Genomic DNA, 16,508 nt, shown 5'->3' with positions numbered 1-16,508 from the left:
CTCCTCCCATTAATTTTGCTGCTTCTTGCGCTTACGCATCTCGTCGCCGTCACCACCTTTTTTCGGTTCAGCAGAAAGTTCCAGAGCACCCACCACTTCGGTATCGGGCAACGCTTCCCGCAATTTGGCAAGCCCATCCGGACTCACTTTGGTATCCGAAACATACAAACTCTGCAACGACTTCAACTGAACCAGCTTTGGCACCGCCGCGTCCGTGACTGCTGTCCCAAACAGATTCAATGAAACCAAGTCTTTGCAGCCCGCCAGTTGCTCTAGCGATGCATCCGTCATTCCGGTATGACGCAGATCCAGGCGTGTCAGTCTCGGCATCTGTCCCACGAACCTCAAAGCTCCATCCGTCACCTTCGTTCGCGCCAAGTCCAGCTGCGTGATGTTTTCACGAATCTCCAACAATGCCTCCACATTCTCATCCGAGCAGGCACCCACCCCCGTGAGAAAATCCACTCTCACCAGTGGCGTCGAAGTCCCCATCGGCGACACCTGCGCTCCCACTTTGGTATTCAGCGCCTTCACCACCTTGGCATCCAATGGCTGAATCCCCTGGGAAAGCCGCTCAAACAACACCGCATGATCCCGCACTTTCAGCTCAACCTTCGCTGCCACCGCAGGTTTGCCCTCCAAATTCCCTTCCCAACCACCAAAGTCTGCCCCCTCCTCAATCCACAATTTTAATTTTGCCACTTCCTGCTCCGTCAACGCCTCGCCCTTCGGCGGCATGAACATGTCATCATCCTTGGGCAGCGACACCACCTCAAACGCATAACTTTTCGCCACATCCTTCGGCACGACGGCTGCCTGCTCGCTCTCTCCACCTTTCAAAATGGCCCACGCCGCATCCAACCTCAAACCCGCCTTCGGCTTGACCATCTTCCCGTCCTTTTCATGAGGTGCCTTGTGACACCCCATGCACTTCGTTTCCAGAACCGGTAAAATTTCCGTTTTAAAGTTAACACTTCCGTGGCACATCAATACCGGCCACCCCATTGCCGCCAGTATCACAAAAAATTTACAGTCAATAACCCTCATTGCGCCGAAGAAACGCTTGCCCCGAGCACATATTTCATGAAAAAATAAATCCATGGCCGCCCCCATATCCAACATCGAAAGCGAATCCCTCCTCACCCGCCAGACCTTGGGCATCATCATGGGGGGCGGCGCCGGAACCCGGCTATTCCCTCTTACCAAGGATCGCGCCAAACCTGCCGTGCCCCTCGCCGGCAAATACCGGTTGGTCGACATTCCCATCAGCAACTGCATCAACAGCGGTCTGCAGCAGGTCTACGTGCTCACCCAATACAACAGCACCTCGCTCAACCGACACATCGCGCGCACCTACAAATTCGACACCTTCACCCAAGGCTTCGTCGAAATCCTCGCCGCCCAGCAGACCTCCGACGGCACCGCCTGGTATCAAGGCACCGCCGACGCCGTCCGCCAGAACCTGCGCAACTTCCTCTCCGGAAACTACGAATATTTTCTCATCCTCAGCGGTGACCAGCTTTACCGCATGGACTTCCGCAAACTGATGGCCAGCCATCTCGAAGCCAAAGCCGACATCACCATCGCCACCATTCCTGTCGATGCCGAACGCGCCAGCAGCTTCGGCATCATGGAGACCGACAAGAACAACAAAATCTCCAACTTCGTCGAAAAACCCAAGGACCCCGCCGTCCTCGCCAAGCTTGCCATCCCCGAGGAAGCCATGATCGAACTCGGCCTGCCCCTCGACCAACCCGCCTTCCAGGCCAACATGGGCATCTACGTGTTCAATCGCAAGGTGCTCCTCGAAGCCCTCGACAACACCTACGCCGATTTTGGCAAACACATCATCCCCGCCGCCATCTCCAAATACTGCGTCCAGGCATTCCCCTTCCAGGGCTACTGGGAAGACATCGGCACCATCCGCTCCTTCTTTGAAGCCAACCTCGACCTTTGCTCCGTTGTTCCCCAATACGACTTCTTCGACTCCCAGGCCCCCATCTACACCCACGCCCGGTTCCTGCCCGCCACCAAAATCAACGGCGGGGTCATCCGTCAAACCCTCCTCTCCGACGGCTGCATTCTTTCCGAAGCCGTCATCGAGCGAGCCATCCTTGGCATCCGCACCGTCGTTGAAGCCGGCAGTTCCATCCGCAACTGCATCATCATGGGAGCTGACTACTACGCCGGCGCCGAAAACGCCCCTTCCGACTCCCCACCTCCCGGCATCGGCAAAGGCTGCAAGATCGAGCACGCCATCATCGACAAAAACGTCCATATTGGGGACAACGTCGTCATCACCCCGAAAGACAAACCCGACGACTTCGACAGTCCCGACGGCATGTATTACATCCGCGACGGCATCGTCGTCCTTCCCAAAGGTGCCGTCGTCCCCAGCGGAACGTGGATTTAGTTCATGTCAGTGGGTAGCACACGGATCGCTTCGCGGCTTCGCAGCTTGCGTGTCGTTCTCGGCATCTTGCCGAGAACCTGGACGAGAAGCGCCCTGATTTCTGTGAGTTGTCCTTACCCCCGCTTCCCGGCCCTCGCCACTTGACCAAACAATGCTCGGGACGAGCCTTACCACTTCAGCCACCCCACCTGAAGGGTAACCCTACCAAAATTCAGGGTTTAACCCGTGGTGGACCACACGACCAGCCCCCCCAACCACGACCACGATTGCACCATCGCTCTCAGCTCTTCCGCGGATCCAAAACATCCCGCAATCCATCCCCAATAAAATTTAAAGCCAGCAACGTCAGGCTGAAAAAAATCACCGGAAAAATCAACAGCCAAGGATACGTCTCCATGCTGTTCGCCCCGTCCAATATGAGAGACCCCCATGACGCAAACGGCGGCTGAACCCCCAGTCCAAGAAAGCTCAGCGTCGCCTCCAAAATCATCACGCTCGGCACCGTCAAACTGGTGTAAACAATCACAGGACCCAGCACATTCGGCAGCAAATGCCGTTGGATGATGTGCGGCCACCTCGCCCCGTTCGCGCGGGCACACATCAAAAAATCCTGCCGCATCAACCCCTGGATCTGACCCCGCACCATCCGCGCCATGGTCAGCCATTCCACCGCACCGATCGCCAAAAACAACAGCAACAATCGCGCATCAAAATTCGCTGCTTTCGAAAATCCCACCAGCCATTCGCTCTTCTCCAAAAGCATCGTCAGGATGATCACGAAAATCATCAAGGGAAACGCATACATCACATCCACCACCCGCATCATCGCCGCATCCACGCGCCCCCCCAGCAATCCCGCCACCGCCCCATACCCAACGCCAATCACCAAAGCCACCATCGAAGTCACCAAACCCACCGCCAGCGAAATGCGCCCCCCGTGCATCAACCGCGTCGCCACATCCCGTCCCAACACATCGGTTCCCATCCAGTGCTGCGCACTCGGACCCCGCGCCCCATAATCCAGATTGGTCCCTTCCTCCAAATACGGCGAAAACCAAGGCCCAATCCCACACACCAAGAGCATCAAAATCAAAAAAACCAATCCCGCCAGCGCCAACCGGTTGGCCGCCAGCGCGCGAAGCGCCAGTTGCGTCGGAGTCATGGATTGGTTTGACGACATTGACTTCATTTCATTTCATGACCGGTTCTCAAAACTCAATCGCGGATTGATCCACACCTGCAGGATGTCCACCAAGAAGTTGAACACCACCACAAACACCCCGTAAAAAGCCACCACGCCAACTGTCAGCGACACATCGCGATTCACCACCGCACTGACAAAATGCTGACCCAGCCCCGGAACCTGAAACACGCTCTCCACCACAAACGATCCTGCAATCAATCCAGCCGTCGCCGGCCCCAAAAAATTCAGCACCGGCAGACACGCGTGCTTCAACGCATGCTTCCAAACCACCGCCCGCTCACTCACCCCTTTGGCCCGCGCCGTGCGAATAAAATCCTGATTCAACGTGTCCAGCATCCCCACCCGCATCAACCTCGCCACCACCGCAGCATTCACAATCCCCAACGTCAACGAAGGCAACACCAAATCCCAAGTATCATACCAGCCTGACACACTGAACATCCCCAGCTTCAGCGCAAGGCCCAACGCCAGCAACGGCCCCAACACAAACGTCGGCAAACAAATCCCCAACATCGCCAGCGTCATCGGCACATAGTCATCCAGCGAATTCGGTCGCAACGCCGCATAAGCACCAATCGGGATTCCGATCAACAACGCCACCCCCAAAGCCATCACCCCAATCTGCAACGACACCGGAAACGAATCCCGAATGATGTCCGCCACATACCGGCCCTGATACTTGTCCGACAAATCCATATCTCCCTGCGCCATCGCCTTCAAGCGCAGCCAGTATTGCTCCACCAAAGGCTTGTCCAACCCCAGCGATGCCCGCCGGTAAGCCTCAATGTGCGGAGGCATGCTCCGCTCCGTCGCATACGGACTTCCCGGTGCAAAACGCAGCAGAAAAAAGGTGATCGTGAAGATGGCGAACACCACCACGACCCCCTGCAACAAGCGATGGAGAGCAAACACCAGCATGGCTCCGTAAAAACACCCCACCCTTGGCCATCAGCCCTCTTCACGCAAACCTTTTCCCTGCAACAACTTCAACCTCGCATCGTTTCATCGACCATGTTCCGCCGTTTTGCACTCCTCTTTCTCATACTGACCGCCCTCTCTCCCTTCTCCCTTGCCGCCCAAAAAACAGCCACGCCTCCTCCCACCGAAAAGCTCGTTTACAAAACCATTGCCGACCAATCCCTCCAACTGTGGGTTTGGAAACCAGCCGGCTGGAAACCCACCGACCAGCGCAACGCCATCGTCTTCTACCACGGCGGAGGCTGGGCCAAAGGCAACCCAAACGCATTCTCGCGTCAATCTGAAAAACTCGCCCAACAAGGCATGGTCGCCATCAGCGTCCAATACCGGCTCACCTCTACCAAAGGCGTGGAGGTCAGCGACTGCATCAAAGACGCCCGCAGCTCCTTTCGTTACGTGCGCGCCAACGCCTCCAGACTCGGCATTCATGCCGACAAGATCGCCGCAGGCGGCGGCTCCGCCGGTGGACACCTCGCCGCATGCCTTACCACCATCGACCTCAACGAAGACACCGACGATCTCACCATCAGCACCGTCCCCGCCGCCCTCGTGCTCTTCAATCCCGTCACCAATTTCGCCTTCTTCAGAGCCCGACAGGTGGCCGGACCGCGCTACGAAGCCATGCTAAAAATCAGTCCCCATCACCACCTCAAACCCCAACATCCTCCCGTCATTATTTTTCATGGCGAAGCCGACACGACCGTGCCCATCGACACTGTCCGCGTCTACTCCGCCAGGCTCAATGAGCTCGGTAGCGAATGCGAACTCATCGCTTATCCCGACCAGCCTCATTCCTTTTTCAATCGCGAACCCTTCATCTGGGACACCCTTGAAAAAACCGAGGCCTTCCTCAAAAAACATCATCTGCTCACCCCGGATTCATCCCCCTAATCCTCCAAAATTCCCTTCACCATCTGCATCGAGCCCGCAAAGCGTTCATGCACAAAATCCATCGACTTCTTCACCCGTGCCAGTGCCGCCGGGTAATCTCCGTCAATCTTCAAAAGCGCCGCCATCATCTGCTCCGCAGGCGTGCTGTCGAATTCCAGCAACCATTCCGACAACCCAATGTCGCGGAACATCCAGCACTTCGGACTGTGGAACTCCGAATACGTGTGCAAAATCGGCGTGCCGTTCGCCAGCGCAATGATCGGCGAATGCGGTTCATGACAAACCACCGTGTGCGCCCGCGCAAATACCGTCGCCGCTTCATCCGCATTCCAAAACTCATCGACCTCAAGATTGATCACATTTTTCTGAATCTCCGGTGGCAACAGATCATAGATCAGCCGCTTGTTGTGAATCGACTCCTTCTTCACCTCCGGCGCGATCAGCACCTTCATCCCCGTCTGTTTCACCCACAACGAAATCAACTCCCGATACACCCCCGCCCGGCGTTCATCATCCGCCACGTTCTCCGGCGTTGGATACAACGGATTCAAAGGCGGATTGTGCACCCCATCATGCTTCGCGGTGTGTGTCCGTAACTGAATGGTGATGAACTTCCGCTCCTCCAATCCCAATCGTTTCATCGTCGCCAGTCCCTTCTCCTCATCCCTCACATCAATTCCAAAACACCCATCGGGACCAAACTCCAGGACCCCCGGCTTCACCCCGTTGCGCTTTAAAATCTCCAGCGTGTTCCCATCCCTGCAATAAATAAAAGCCGCCTTGTCCAGCAACGCAATCCGCTGCGCCGCACCCTTTCCATCCACCATCGTTTCAAAATACGACTGACCAAACACGCCATAGGGTTTGCCCAGTTCCCCGCACCATTCCATAAAATCCGTGGCCTGCCCCATCCCCGAATTGCGCATGAACAAATCGCACTTGGCAATCGCCTGCCGCAGCAGCTCATCCCGCTCCGCCTTGCCCGTCAAACTACCTTCCAAAATCTCCACTTTGGGAAACCGCGTCCGCAACAATTTCGTCACCCGCTCATCCAGTTTCGAGGCCCACAATACCACCTTCACATCCGGCAAATGCTGCTCCAAAACCCGTAATGTCCCGGGTGTATGCCCGATGTCGCCAATGTTGATCGTGTCCCAGGCCGATTGCAGCACGATCATCTTCTGGTGCTTTTCCACCTCCGCAAACCCCGGCAGCGCCGCCGCACCCAGCACCAGGCCGGCATGTTTCATGAACGAACGTCGCGACGGAGTGACAAAAGATCTCGAATGCATCCTCCAATCGTAAAGAAAAGGGTGAAGGAAAGCAACCGGCTCCACCTGCAAACCTGCACCTGCCCGTCAAATGCAGTTGCAGGTCACCTCTGCCAATGGCAAGGGTCCAGCATGAGTTCACGGCCCCCACACGGGCAGCTATTCTTCAACTTTCAGGACTCGCCACCCACCCCGGAGCTGGCTCCGCAAATCACCCCTTCTGTCGACGTCCCGCTTCCTTCGCCTGGACGTGATGCCGATCTTGAACAACAGGCCCGTCAGTGGCTCGACGATCTCGGTCAGCACGAAGGCGCCATTCGCTTGCAGGTTCACTGGAATCCGCGCCTCCGCAGCACCGCCGGCTTCGCCCAATGGCCGCAATGGTCCGTCGAACTCAATCCCAAACTCGCCGAATTTGAAGGCCAGGTCATGCGCACCCTCAAACACGAGGTCGCCCATCTTATCGCTTATGCCCGCGCCGGCAGACGCCGCATCGAACCCCACGGCAACGAATGGCGTCAGGCCTGTGCCGATCTCGGCATTCCCGACGAAAGCGCCCGCCACACCCTTCCCCTCCCACGCAGCAAACGCGAACGCAAATTTCTCTACCAGTGCCCGGCATGCAAACTGGAGGTTCGCCGCGTCAAACCCTTCAAACGCCATTCCGCCTGCCTCAACTGCTGCCGGCAACACAACGGGGGCCGCTATGACCTCCGCTTTCAATTCAAAATGCTGCGCGACGTCGCGATCTGATCCGAGACGGCCCGACGATCAAGATCAATACCCCTCTTCCAAGGAGTAAATATCTGCCCCCTCCGAAGGAACGGATCCATTGCGGATGCCTTCAAGTCTCTTCAAGCTGCCACGACGGGAAGCCGGACGATTCGCCACGCGGGTCACCATCGCCGCAAAGGCAGGTGCTGCCAGGATCGCTCCCGTTGCCAGCAAAGCCAACGCCGTCACATTCGCAGGACGACGTTCCATGTTACGACCAAATAAAATGCCCAGCGCACCGCCCGCTGCAGCAGTGGCACTCGTCAGCGCAAAACTGTTGAGAGGTTCGTCCGTGAGACGTTGGATGATAGAACTCATACAGGTCAAGATACGCATCCCCGCAAAAAGAGGAAGTGCGAAAGTGCAAAATAGTCAGGGAATGTCCCAAGCGAAGCCTCATCCCTCGACTAGCGCTTGCAACACCTCCCAGCGCATGGCATGGCTGCCTTACATTAATTCCTCTTCATGGCATCCACCGAATCCAGCTCCAGCAAACCCATCTACGCACTCATCCTCGCCGGCGGCAGCGGCCAGCGATTTTGGCCCCTGAGCCGCGACAAAAGCCCCAAACAACTGCTCTGCCTGTTCGACGACAAGACCCTTTTGGAGCACACCATCGACCGCCTTGAAGGTCTCGTTCCCAAAGAAAACATCCTGATCCTCACCAACCATCAGCAACTCGACGGCGTCCGCTCCGTCCTCAAAGATTTCCCTGTCGAAAACATCATCGCCGAACCCGACAAACGCGACACAGGCCCCGCCATCGCCCTTGCCGTCGGTTGGGTGGCCGCCCGCGACCCCAGCGCCACCATGATGGTGCTGCCCTCCGACCACATCATCAAGGACCGCGAAGCTTTCCAAAACACCCTTCGCACCGCCTGCACCGCCGCCCAGGAAAGCCAGGCCCTCGTCACCATCGGCATCAAACCCACCTGGCCCTGCCCCAGCTACGGCTACATCGAACGCGGCGATCCCTACACCGCCGCCGCACCCGACGGCAATCCTGTTTTCGAAGTTCTGCGCTTCCGCGAAAAACCCAGCGCCGACCTCGCCGAGCGTTTCCTGGAACAAGGCGGTTTCACCTGGAACGCCGGCATGTTTTTCTGGAGCGTTGAAGCCGTCCGCAACAATCTCGCCACCCTGTGCCCCGAACTTGCCACCTTCGTCGACACCCTCGCCGGTAGCAGCGACTTCGGCGCCACCGTCCAAACCGAGTTCCCCAATCTCCCCAAACTTTCCATCGACTACGCCCTCATGGAAAAAGCCCCCCGCGTGCTCAACGTCGAAGCCAGCTTCGACTGGGATGACGTCGGCAACTGGACCTCGGTCGGTGCCTACCTCTTCCGCGACGGCTACGGCAACCAGCAAAATTGCGAAGTCAGCCATCTCGACAGCGGCCACAACCTCATCTTCTCCAACAGCAAACAGCACGTCGCCATGCTCGGAGTCGAACATTTGATGGTCATCACCACGCCCGATGCCATCCTCATCGCCCATCGTAGCGAAGCCGAGAAAATCAAAAAACTCGTCGAAACCCTGCCCGACTCCCTGCGCTAAACCCGCCCTTTTGTCCCCATGAGCCGCACCCTCGGCATCGATCACGGCACCGTGCGCATCGGTCTCGCCCTGAGCGACGACATGGGCATGTTCGCCCATCCCCTCAAGACCCTCGACTCCAGCCCGTCCGTCGAAAAGCAAATCGCTGAGATCGTCCAGCAGAAGCGCGTCACCGAAATCGTCATCGGCCTCCCCCTGCGCATGGACGGCCATCACGGCAGCGCCACCGAACGCGTCGAAAAATTCGCTGACAAACTCCGCAAACACCTCCCCCACGAAATCCCCATCATCTTTGTCGACGAACGTCTCAGCAGCAAAACCGCCGAACGCAGTCTCGGTCTCGAAAACAAGCAAAAGACCCGCGAAGAAAAAAAGCTCGTCGACCAGATCTCCGCTGTCGCCATCCTGCAAGATCACCTCAACACCCAAGCCGGACCCGACGCCTGGCTGCTGCCCGAGGACAGTTAAAGCTTGAAACTCAAACTTACCCTCGCCTACGACGGACGCGCCTGGCGCGGCTGGCAGTCCCAGGCGCGCGGTGAGACCATTCAAGACCGCATCGAAGCCGCTTTCATCACCATCATCGGCCACCGCATTGTCGTCAACGGGTCCGGTCGCACCGATGCCGGCGTGCATGCCCGCGCCCAAGTCGCCCATGTCGATGTCCCGGAAAACACCATGACCCCGGAGATCTGGCAACGCGCGCTCAATGCCAACCTCCCCGTCAGCATCCGCGTCCTCGCCTGCGAACCGGCCGCTTCCGACTTCCACGCCCGCTTCGATGCCACCGGCAAAATTTACCATTACCGTATCTGGCGCTCCGACCTCATGAATCCCTTTGAAGCCGGTCTCGCCTGGCACATTCATGGCCCGCTCGACATGGACCTTCTCAAAGCCGGAGCCCACGTGTTTTGCGGCACCCACAACTTCACCCGACTTTCCGCCAACCGCGGCGAAAGGAGCGAAATCGAACGCCGCGAAGACCTCGTCGCCGTCACCCGCACCATCCGCCGCATCGACATTCATCAACCAACCGGTTCCGAACTTCTCACCCTCGAATTCGAAGGCGACGGTTTCCTCTACAAAATGGTCCGCCTCCTTACCGGAAGCCTCGTCCACGCCGCCCGCGGCCGTGCCGACATCCTCTGGCTCCGCGACCTCATCGAGAATCCCCTCGGTCTCAAAAGCAACCACTGCGCCCCACCCGACGGCCTCTATCTCGACCGCGTCTTGTATTAAAGTAGAAGGTTCGTCCCGAGCCTTTCAAAACCCCCAAGGCTCGGGACGAGCCTTCCACTTTCACCAGAACTAATCGCGCAACGCCACCGCCGGCTCTGTCCGGGCCGCAATAAACGCCGGCACCAAAGCCGCCAACGTGCAGAGCACAAACGCACCGAGGCAAATCACCCCCACGTCATACGGCACCACCTTCGCCGGAATCTCCACCAGCCCATAAGTCTCCTGACTAAAAATCTCACGCCCCGTCAAATGCGCGATCCCCGCACGGATATCATTGCGCAAAGCCAACACCCCCAACCCAGCGCCCAATCCCGACAACGCACCCAGCGCCCCAACGATCATCCCCTGGATCAAAAACACCCAAACCGTCTGTCCCGATCTCGCCCCCAAAGCAGAGATAATCCCAATCTCACGACGCTTCTGCACCGTCACTGTGATCATCGTGTTCATCACACAAAACGCAGCCACCAACACGATGAAATAAAGCACCACATACATCATGTCCATCTCGTTCTGAACCGAATCAAACAAGGTCTGATGCTGCTCAATCCACGTCGTTGCCTGCCAGTTCTCCGGCAACACCGCCGTCGGCGAAGCCATCATAAACTCACGCTTGATCACCGGAGCCTTGAACGCATCCACCAATTCAACCGCCAGGCTCGTCACCCCATCTTCCATTCCACGCAGATCCCGCGCCACATGCAGCGGCACCAGCACCACGCTCAAGTCACTCATGTCCGCCAGACTCGGCGGTGTAAAAATCCCCGTCACCGTCAACTCCGTCGCCTGACTCACCTCCTTCAAATAGTCTTCAATCTTCTTCTGCTCCTCCTCCGGTGCTTCCTGCATCGCCCGCTGCGCGCGCATCATCTCCGAAAGATTCGTCGTCGGCCAAACCGAAACCGTGTCCCCCACATTTAAACTCCACGCCCTCGCCAACCGTTGATCCAGCACGATGTGATTCTCCGTCAACTCCAGCGAACCCGCCGTGATCAGCTTCTTATACTTCTCAAAAAACGTGTCCGCATCATCCTGCCGAATCCCCAGCATCGCCGACGGAGCCACATTATCAAAAGCCTCGATCAACAACATCCCCTGCACAATCGGCGTCACACTCGTCACCCCGGGCACCTTCTCCAGCGCTGCCCGCACATCCCGCCACGACTCCTCCTTCACATCGGGTGGGCGACGCGATTCATCAAACATCGACGTCCCCCACACATCCCGCACATCAATATGCGAGTCATACCCCAAAGCCAGATCCTTAATCTGCGCATGAAACCCCGCCATCACCGAGATCACAAAAATCAGCACCCCCACTCCCAGCGTCACCCCCAAAACCGAGATCAACGTAATAACACTCACAAACGTCCGCTTCGGACGCAGGTAACGTAGGGCGAGGAATAAACTGAAGTTCTTGGTCAAGCAGTCAGACCTTTCAACAGTCGCGGCGGAAATGCAAAGGTTCTCACCGGTTGAATTTCAATCTTTGCAAAATCCGCATGCAGCGGATTCAACAAATAGTTCGCCTCATCCGGGATCAACGAACTCGGCACCTTTAACACCGCCGACCGCCTGCTTCTCAACCAGGCATCTCCCGCAGTCGCCGTCCAAATAGGCGGCGGGTCCGCATGCCAGTCAGTGGGCAATGCCTCCATCTCCAAAGTCTCACAAATCTCATGCGGAAAACTCGCTTTCGCATACGCATACAACCGCTGCAATGCCTCCGTCGACTCCAAATGCACCAGCACCTCCATCGCTGCCAGCGCCAGGGAACTGCTCGTGTAAACCATCCGCTGCCCCGCCAAATTCCACCGACCACCAAAGAGCCTTGCCCCTTCTCCGTCGAAAGCCCCCTCCGCACGGTGCCTCTGCACGATCCGAAAACACTCGATCATCCTCACGCAAACACCCCGTGCTCGATTCTACCCAGCAAGTTCTCCACCTCACGCGCTCCAAGGTCTGAAACCATGTAATCCAGCGGCGTCCTTCCACCCAAAGCCTTCTTCGGCCCGCCAAACCAACGTTTGGCCTCCTCCTGCCCGCCGACTACCTCAACCGCACGTTGATACAATTCAGCCAGCCGAAACAGCTTCTCCGACTCAACCGGCGCGAGCACCTTCCGCCTCGCCAGGGTTCTCACCGAAGAATTCAACACTCCCGCCAACACCTCCCGTGTAATTCCCAGCATGTCCTGCGCACGATCCAGAGCCTCCACCGGCAACCCCTCCTGCAACCCGTCCATGACAGTGGCCACGCTCGGCATCACCGGCACCCGATAACTTACCTTTTGTCTCAACTGAGGTTTAAGGAGAAAAAAGATCTCAAGTGGCGTCACCACAGCCACACTTTCCTTTTCGAAAGGCGCTTCCCGCAACACATTCTCACTCACTTCGGTCATTTGTCTCATTTTAACACGACAAATGACCTTTACAAGTTTTTTTGCACCTATCCCTGCACTTTCACAGTCCTTTTCTTGTCCAGTTTCAGAATGTCCCCCTCTTTCCACTCAGGCGTTGCTTTCGGATCCACCACCTTCTCCCCGTTCAACTGCACGCTCCCCTGCTGGATCAGACGCCTCGCGTCCCCACCAGATACCGTGTGCTGAAAGGCCTCCGCGTAAGCAAACAATACCACGCCCAACACATCGCGCCTCTCACCCAGCGTCACCACCGGCAAATCCGCGCCACTCAAGTCACGCTTGCTGAATCGCGTGTCCCAGTCTTCACGACAAGCCCTCGCATCGGCCTCCGAATGGTAAACCGCCACGCATTTCGCCGCGAGCTGCTTCTTCGCTTCCATCGGATGCATCGCCACATCCAATACCTCTCCCAGCACCAGCAGATAATATTTCGCCATCAACTCATCGGGAATGCTCATCAGCTTTCCAAACATCTCCTTCGGCTCCTCGGTCAATCCGACATAGTTGCCCAGCGATTTCGACATCTTCTTCACCCCGTCCAAACCTTCCAAAAGCGGCATCGTCATCACGATCTGCGGCTCCTGTCCTTCCTCCTTCTGCAAATCACGACCCACCAGCATGTTAAAAAGCTGGTCGCTGCCGCCAATCTCCACATCCGCCCGCACCACGACGGAATCCCAACCCTGCATGATCGGATACTGCAATTCATGCAGCCTCACCTCCTGGCCCTGTGCCACCCGATTCTTGAAATCCTCGCGCTGCAACATCTGCTGCAAGGTCACCCGCGCATTCAACTTCACCACGTCTGAAAACGTCATCGCCCTCAACCAATCACCATTAAAAACCACCTCGGTCTTGTCCCGATCCAACACCAGAAACGCCTGCTCCGTGTAGGTCTTCGCATTCGCCACCACTTCTTCATGCGTCAACGGTGGACGCGTTGTCGAACGCCCTGTCGGATCTCCAATCATTGCCGTAAAATCCCCGATAATCAGCACAATGTGATGACCCAGCTCTTGAAACTGACGCAACTTCCGCAGCGGCACCGCATGTCCCAAATGAATGTCCGGCGCCGTCGGGTCCGCCCCAAACTTGATTCGCAACGGTTTGCCACGCGAAAGCCGCTCCGCCAGTTCCTTTTCACTGTGAATCGTCACAGTGCCACGCTTCAAAATGTCCAATGCTTCCGCTGCCGATGTCATGAGCCCTCCAGTGTGTCCCCGACCAGCCAAAATGCAAGAACTGCAAACTTTTCACTCCAAACCAAGGTCGCGAAGTATGAAAAAGCATTCATAATCTGATTCCCTCCCGATTCCGAACTTTAGACATGCCCGCCAACAACTTCACGCTCCTCATTCTCTCCGCACTGCTCGCAGCAGTCGTCGCCTGCAAGGACAATACAGCAACCCCCACGGCTGCTCAATCACGCGCGACAGGCAAGACCACTTTCCAAATTATCGACCGCTCGAACCTCCCGCCCGCTGCCACCAACCCCTACCCCGACTGCCTTTTCAGCGCGAAAGTCAAAATGACCGACGGCACGTTTGCCTTCGTCAATCTCCCTGGATTTCTTGATCGCAAACCCCAACCCGCCGCCGCACTCAAACCCGGCGACACCGTCAGCGCCAGCCTTGTCCCCCTCGATCAAGCGCCTGAAGACATCCAACGATTGCAAATCGCGGATAAATTTGCCGACTTTGTCCTTCCTCAATACTACTCCCCAAATATTCGCATCATCGAATCCTCCAAAATCGCCGTCTCTCCCTCTCCTGAATCGATCCCGACCATCCCCCCCCAGCGCTACCTTCGACCCTCCAAGCAGGACGCCTACTCCGTCCAGCGCCAGCGCCGCATCGACACCGAAAAACAACGCATCCGAAACCTCCTCGACCAAAACGGCGGCAGCTGGGAAAAATGGCGCCACCAAATCACCCCGATCGAAAAACAACTGAAGGAGCGCGCTGACCAGGCAGGCGGCTTCCTCAAGTCCGGCCCCCATTTCTTCCGCTCCATTCCCAGCAAGGTCTTCCGCGAACTTTGCGACGACGATATTCACCTCGGCCCCATTGGCATGCTCCGACTCCTCAACGCCGAACTCGCCCGCATTGGCATCGACCTCATCGTCGTCCCCTTCCCGGAGAAGGAAATCGTCAACCTTACCCAATTCGACCCCAATCTGCCCTCAGACATCGTCGCCGTCCCTGACCGCCTGCGTCTTCACCTGCAACTTCTCGAACATGACATTGAGGTTATCGACCTCGCCCCCGCCCTGCGCGCTGCTTTGGACGAGCATGATCAAGTCTTCATGCCCAGCAGCGATCCGCATCCTCTCCACGGTGGCATCGCCGTCACATCCCTCGCCATCGCCGAACGACTCAAAGACTACGGCATCGGCAACGCCACCATGATGCCCAGCTTCATCACCGAAACCCAACAATTCACCATCGCCGACTCCAGCGCGGAAGATCTCTCCGAAACCGGACCTTTCACTGCCGTCCGCGCCCTTCCGCCCCCCAATTTCACCCCCCAAACTCCCACCTACATGCTGGCTGGCGACAGCTTCCTCCACGTTCCCTACCGCTACGTCAAAGATGCCTCCATCCCTTCGCACGTTGCCGCGTATGCCGGCGGCCAGGGTGCCAAAATTGTCCAGGAAGGCGGTTCCAACCACCTCCTTGTCAGCCTCGCCCGACGCCCCAAAGAGACCTTCCAAAACCAACGTGTCTGCTTCTTCGTCTTCGGCCCCCGTCGTTTCCGCGCCAGTCATCAACTCACCGAAGAGATCTATCACTGGCTCCCCGCCCTTCTGCCTCACTGATTCAGCTCTCAACGCGGGTCCAGCGTGAAACAAAAAGAATCCTCCACCCTCACCCCGGGAGGCGTCCGCGTAAACAGCTCGAACTGCCGCGCCCATTCCTTCATGCTCACATCCGCATGCCCATACGCCCGGAAATCCCGGAGCGTATACAACGTCATCTTGTCTGCCTCATTGTCCGCAAACTGGAAGATCAGCTCCCCCGTCTGCGAATTGCGCACCTTCCCCTCGATCGCCACATTCCCCTTGGTAAAATAACCACCCAATCCGGCAAACGGACCGATCACGAACTTCAGACCCGTCTTCACCACATTTCCCTTTGGACTGGTCGGATTCAACTCCACCAACGCCAGTTCCAAAGTCACCGTGTCCGGGCCCGGATACCTCGAAAGCACATAACGCGGGCGCTCCGAACGCGCAAAAGCACCCGCAAACTCCTGCCTCAGCTGCTTCGCCATTCCCGCTTCATCCCTCGTGATGCTGCCCAGCTCAATCTCCTTGCGCACCAGTGGTTTCCCCACCGGCCTCAGGTGTTGCAACGTCACCGGGGCAATAAAAATCTGCCGTTTCGGAATCGCCCGCCCCCTCACCTCAGGATTCGGGGAGCTCCACACTTTGTGAAACGGCGCCCTCTCCCGCGATTTTTTCATCTGATCCGGAAACTCCACAAAAGAACTCAATTGTGCCGGCCTCGCCTTCAGCATCTGATTCGTCGACCGGCATGAAACCATCAACAAACAACTGATCGCGGCAAAGAATAACAAGAGTCTCATGGTCGGTGGGGGACGTCATTCATACATTGATCCGCCTTCCCATCAAGAGACAGGATGAACAAGATTTTCAGCAATTGGTTTCCCCCGTCTCCTCCCAAATCGGCGGCAGAGCGCCGCACTCCAAAATTCCACGACTCTTCTCCGCTTGTGAAATTTTTCACAAATTCGCCT

Annotated in this window: 17 protein-coding genes; 7 read left to right on the top strand and 10 right to left on the bottom strand. The window is 57.2% G+C overall.

The window, feature by feature from the left end; genetic code table 11:
- Positions 1 to 9: 9 nt before the first annotated feature.
- Positions 10 to 927 (bottom strand): c-type cytochrome domain-containing protein, encoded by a 918-nt coding sequence (locus FEM03_RS03275; RefSeq protein ID WP_166442590.1) that lies wholly within the window; start codon positions 925 to 927, stop codon positions 10 to 12.
- Positions 928 to 1,099: 172 nt separating this feature from the next.
- Between FEM03_RS03275 and FEM03_RS03270 the strand changes: the two genes are divergently transcribed.
- Positions 1,100 to 2,413, top strand: a complete 1,314-nt coding sequence (locus FEM03_RS03270) for a glucose-1-phosphate adenylyltransferase (RefSeq protein WP_138084748.1) — start codon at positions 1,100 to 1,102, stop codon at positions 2,411 to 2,413.
- A gap of 280 nt (positions 2,414 to 2,693) precedes the next feature.
- Here FEM03_RS03270 and FEM03_RS03265 read toward each other — a convergent pair whose 3' ends face one another.
- Together FEM03_RS03265 and FEM03_RS03260 are read right to left on the bottom strand one after the other, a co-directional pair.
- Positions 2,694 to 3,575 (bottom strand): ABC transporter permease, encoded by an 882-nt coding sequence (locus tag FEM03_RS03265; RefSeq protein ID WP_240772651.1) that lies wholly within the window; start codon positions 3,573 to 3,575, stop codon positions 2,694 to 2,696.
- Between the two features lie 33 nt (positions 3,576 to 3,608).
- Positions 3,609 to 4,535 carry an ABC transporter permease gene (locus FEM03_RS03260; protein ID WP_138084746.1) on the bottom strand — a complete coding sequence of 309 codons (927 nt, stop codon included), beginning with the start codon at positions 4,533 to 4,535 and terminating at the stop codon, positions 3,609 to 3,611.
- A gap of 93 nt (positions 4,536 to 4,628) precedes the next feature.
- Between FEM03_RS03260 and FEM03_RS03255 the strand changes: the two genes are divergently transcribed.
- Complete coding sequence (locus FEM03_RS03255; protein ID WP_166442589.1) at positions 4,629 to 5,486, top strand: alpha/beta hydrolase; 858 nt, start codon at positions 4,629 to 4,631, stop codon at positions 5,484 to 5,486.
- Here FEM03_RS03255 and FEM03_RS03250 read toward each other — a convergent pair.
- The gene (locus FEM03_RS03250) at positions 5,483 to 6,736 is read right to left on the bottom strand and encodes a polysaccharide pyruvyl transferase family protein (RefSeq protein WP_166442588.1); all 1,254 of its coding nucleotides are present in this window, start codon (positions 6,734 to 6,736) and stop codon (positions 5,483 to 5,485) included. The two genes, FEM03_RS03255 and FEM03_RS03250, sit on opposite strands and share 4 nt — an antisense overlap.
- 153 nt (positions 6,737 to 6,889) lie before the next feature.
- On the opposite strand from FEM03_RS03250, the gene FEM03_RS03245 reads away from it, so the two are divergent.
- The gene (locus FEM03_RS03245) at positions 6,890 to 7,510 is read left to right on the top strand and encodes a SprT family zinc-dependent metalloprotease (RefSeq protein ID WP_166442587.1); all 621 of its coding nucleotides are present in this window, start codon (positions 6,890 to 6,892) and stop codon (positions 7,508 to 7,510) included.
- A 24-nt stretch (positions 7,511 to 7,534) separates the two neighbouring features.
- Here the strand turns inward: FEM03_RS03245 and FEM03_RS03240 are convergent, their stop codons facing one another.
- Positions 7,535 to 7,849, bottom strand: coding sequence for a hypothetical protein (locus FEM03_RS03240; protein ID WP_138084742.1), 315 nt, complete (start codon positions 7,847 to 7,849; stop codon positions 7,535 to 7,537).
- 147 nt (positions 7,850 to 7,996) lie between these two features.
- Between FEM03_RS03240 and FEM03_RS03235 the strand changes: the two genes are divergently transcribed.
- From FEM03_RS03235 to truA, 3 genes are read left to right on the top strand one after another with little or no spacing between them, the layout of a single operon-like run.
- Positions 7,997 to 9,088: a mannose-1-phosphate guanylyltransferase gene (locus FEM03_RS03235; protein ID WP_138084741.1), complete on the top strand. Its 1,092-nt coding sequence runs from the start codon at positions 7,997 to 7,999 to the stop codon at positions 9,086 to 9,088.
- An 18-nt stretch (positions 9,089 to 9,106) separates the two neighbouring features.
- Positions 9,107 to 9,556, top strand: a complete 450-nt coding sequence (gene ruvX / locus FEM03_RS03230) for a Holliday junction resolvase RuvX (RefSeq protein ID WP_138084740.1) — start codon at positions 9,107 to 9,109, stop codon at positions 9,554 to 9,556.
- A 3-nt stretch (positions 9,557 to 9,559) separates the two neighbouring features.
- On the top strand, positions 9,560 to 10,327 hold the full coding sequence (truA, locus tag FEM03_RS03225; protein ID WP_138084739.1) for a tRNA pseudouridine(38-40) synthase TruA: 768 nt from the start codon (positions 9,560 to 9,562) through the stop codon (positions 10,325 to 10,327).
- A gap of 69 nt (positions 10,328 to 10,396) precedes the next feature.
- Here the strand turns inward: truA and FEM03_RS03220 are convergent, their stop codons facing one another.
- The 4 genes from FEM03_RS03220 to tyrS are packed head-to-tail and all read right to left on the bottom strand — an operon-like array spanning position 10,397 to position 13,951.
- A complete protein-coding gene (locus FEM03_RS03220; RefSeq protein WP_138084738.1) occupies positions 10,397 to 11,752 on the bottom strand; it encodes an ABC transporter permease in 1,356 nt (451 codons plus the stop codon).
- Positions 11,749 to 12,204, bottom strand: coding sequence for an RES family NAD+ phosphorylase (locus FEM03_RS03215; RefSeq protein WP_206170841.1), 456 nt, complete (start codon positions 12,202 to 12,204; stop codon positions 11,749 to 11,751). The genes FEM03_RS03220 and FEM03_RS03215 overlap by 4 nt, the downstream gene beginning before the upstream one ends.
- Positions 12,205 to 12,227: 23 nt before the next feature.
- Positions 12,228 to 12,737, bottom strand: a complete 510-nt coding sequence (gene parS, locus FEM03_RS03210; protein WP_138084736.1) for a type II RES/Xre toxin-antitoxin system antitoxin — start codon at positions 12,735 to 12,737, stop codon at positions 12,228 to 12,230.
- 38 nt (positions 12,738 to 12,775) lie between these two features.
- Complete coding sequence (tyrS, locus tag FEM03_RS03205) at positions 12,776 to 13,951, bottom strand: tyrosine--tRNA ligase (protein ID WP_138084735.1); 1,176 nt, start codon at positions 13,949 to 13,951, stop codon at positions 12,776 to 12,778.
- A 125-nt stretch (positions 13,952 to 14,076) separates the two neighbouring features.
- Here tyrS and FEM03_RS03200 point away from each other — a divergent pair, with 125 nt between their 5' ends.
- Complete coding sequence (locus tag FEM03_RS03200) at positions 14,077 to 15,567, top strand: alginate O-acetyltransferase AlgX-related protein (RefSeq protein WP_138084734.1); 1,491 nt, start codon at positions 14,077 to 14,079, stop codon at positions 15,565 to 15,567.
- Between the two features lie 8 nt (positions 15,568 to 15,575).
- On the opposite strand, the gene FEM03_RS03195 is transcribed toward FEM03_RS03200, so the two are convergent.
- A complete protein-coding gene (locus FEM03_RS03195) occupies positions 15,576 to 16,337 on the bottom strand; it encodes a DUF3313 family protein (protein ID WP_138084733.1) in 762 nt (253 codons plus the stop codon).
- Positions 16,338 to 16,508 lie beyond the last annotated feature (171 nt).

This window comes from Phragmitibacter flavus (genome assembly GCF_005780165.1).
In the GTDB taxonomy this organism is placed as follows: domain Bacteria; phylum Verrucomicrobiota; class Verrucomicrobiia; order Verrucomicrobiales; family Verrucomicrobiaceae; genus Phragmitibacter; species Phragmitibacter flavus.
Note: the sequence above shows the minus strand (reverse complement) of the source record. Positions and strands in the feature narration are given on the sequence as shown.

Coding starts and splice junctions, on each gene's coding strand:
- tyrS (WP_138084735.1), bottom strand. CDS start 13,951: ATGACATCGGCAGCGGAAGCATTGGACATTTTGAAGCGTGGCACTGTG.
- FEM03_RS03255 (WP_166442589.1), top strand. CDS start 4,629: ATGTTCCGCCGTTTTGCACTCCTCTTTCTCATACTGACCGCCCTCTCT.
- FEM03_RS03250 (WP_166442588.1), bottom strand. CDS start 6,736: ATGAAACATGCCGGCCTGGTGCTGGGTGCGGCGGCGCTGCCGGGGTTT.
- FEM03_RS03235 (WP_138084741.1), top strand. CDS start 7,997: ATGGCATCCACCGAATCCAGCTCCAGCAAACCCATCTACGCACTCATC.
- FEM03_RS03240 (WP_138084742.1), bottom strand. CDS start 7,849: ATGAGTTCTATCATCCAACGTCTCACGGACGAACCTCTCAACAGTTTT.
- FEM03_RS03265 (WP_240772651.1), bottom strand. CDS start 3,575: ATGACTCCGACGCAACTGGCGCTTCGCGCGCTGGCGGCCAACCGGTTG.
- ruvX (WP_138084740.1), top strand. CDS start 9,107: ATGAGCCGCACCCTCGGCATCGATCACGGCACCGTGCGCATCGGTCTC.
- FEM03_RS03270 (WP_138084748.1), top strand. CDS start 1,100: ATGGCCGCCCCCATATCCAACATCGAAAGCGAATCCCTCCTCACCCGC.
- FEM03_RS03245 (WP_166442587.1), top strand. CDS start 6,890: ATGAGTTCACGGCCCCCACACGGGCAGCTATTCTTCAACTTTCAGGAC.
- FEM03_RS03195 (WP_138084733.1), bottom strand. CDS start 16,337: ATGAGACTCTTGTTATTCTTTGCCGCGATCAGTTGTTTGTTGATGGTT.
- FEM03_RS03260 (WP_138084746.1), bottom strand. CDS start 4,535: ATGCTGGTGTTTGCTCTCCATCGCTTGTTGCAGGGGGTCGTGGTGGTG.
- FEM03_RS03200 (WP_138084734.1), top strand. CDS start 14,077: ATGCCCGCCAACAACTTCACGCTCCTCATTCTCTCCGCACTGCTCGCA.
- parS (WP_138084736.1), bottom strand. CDS start 12,737: ATGAGACAAATGACCGAAGTGAGTGAGAATGTGTTGCGGGAAGCGCCT.
- FEM03_RS03275 (WP_166442590.1), bottom strand. CDS start 927: ATGGGGTGTCACAAGGCACCTCATGAAAAGGACGGGAAGATGGTCAAG.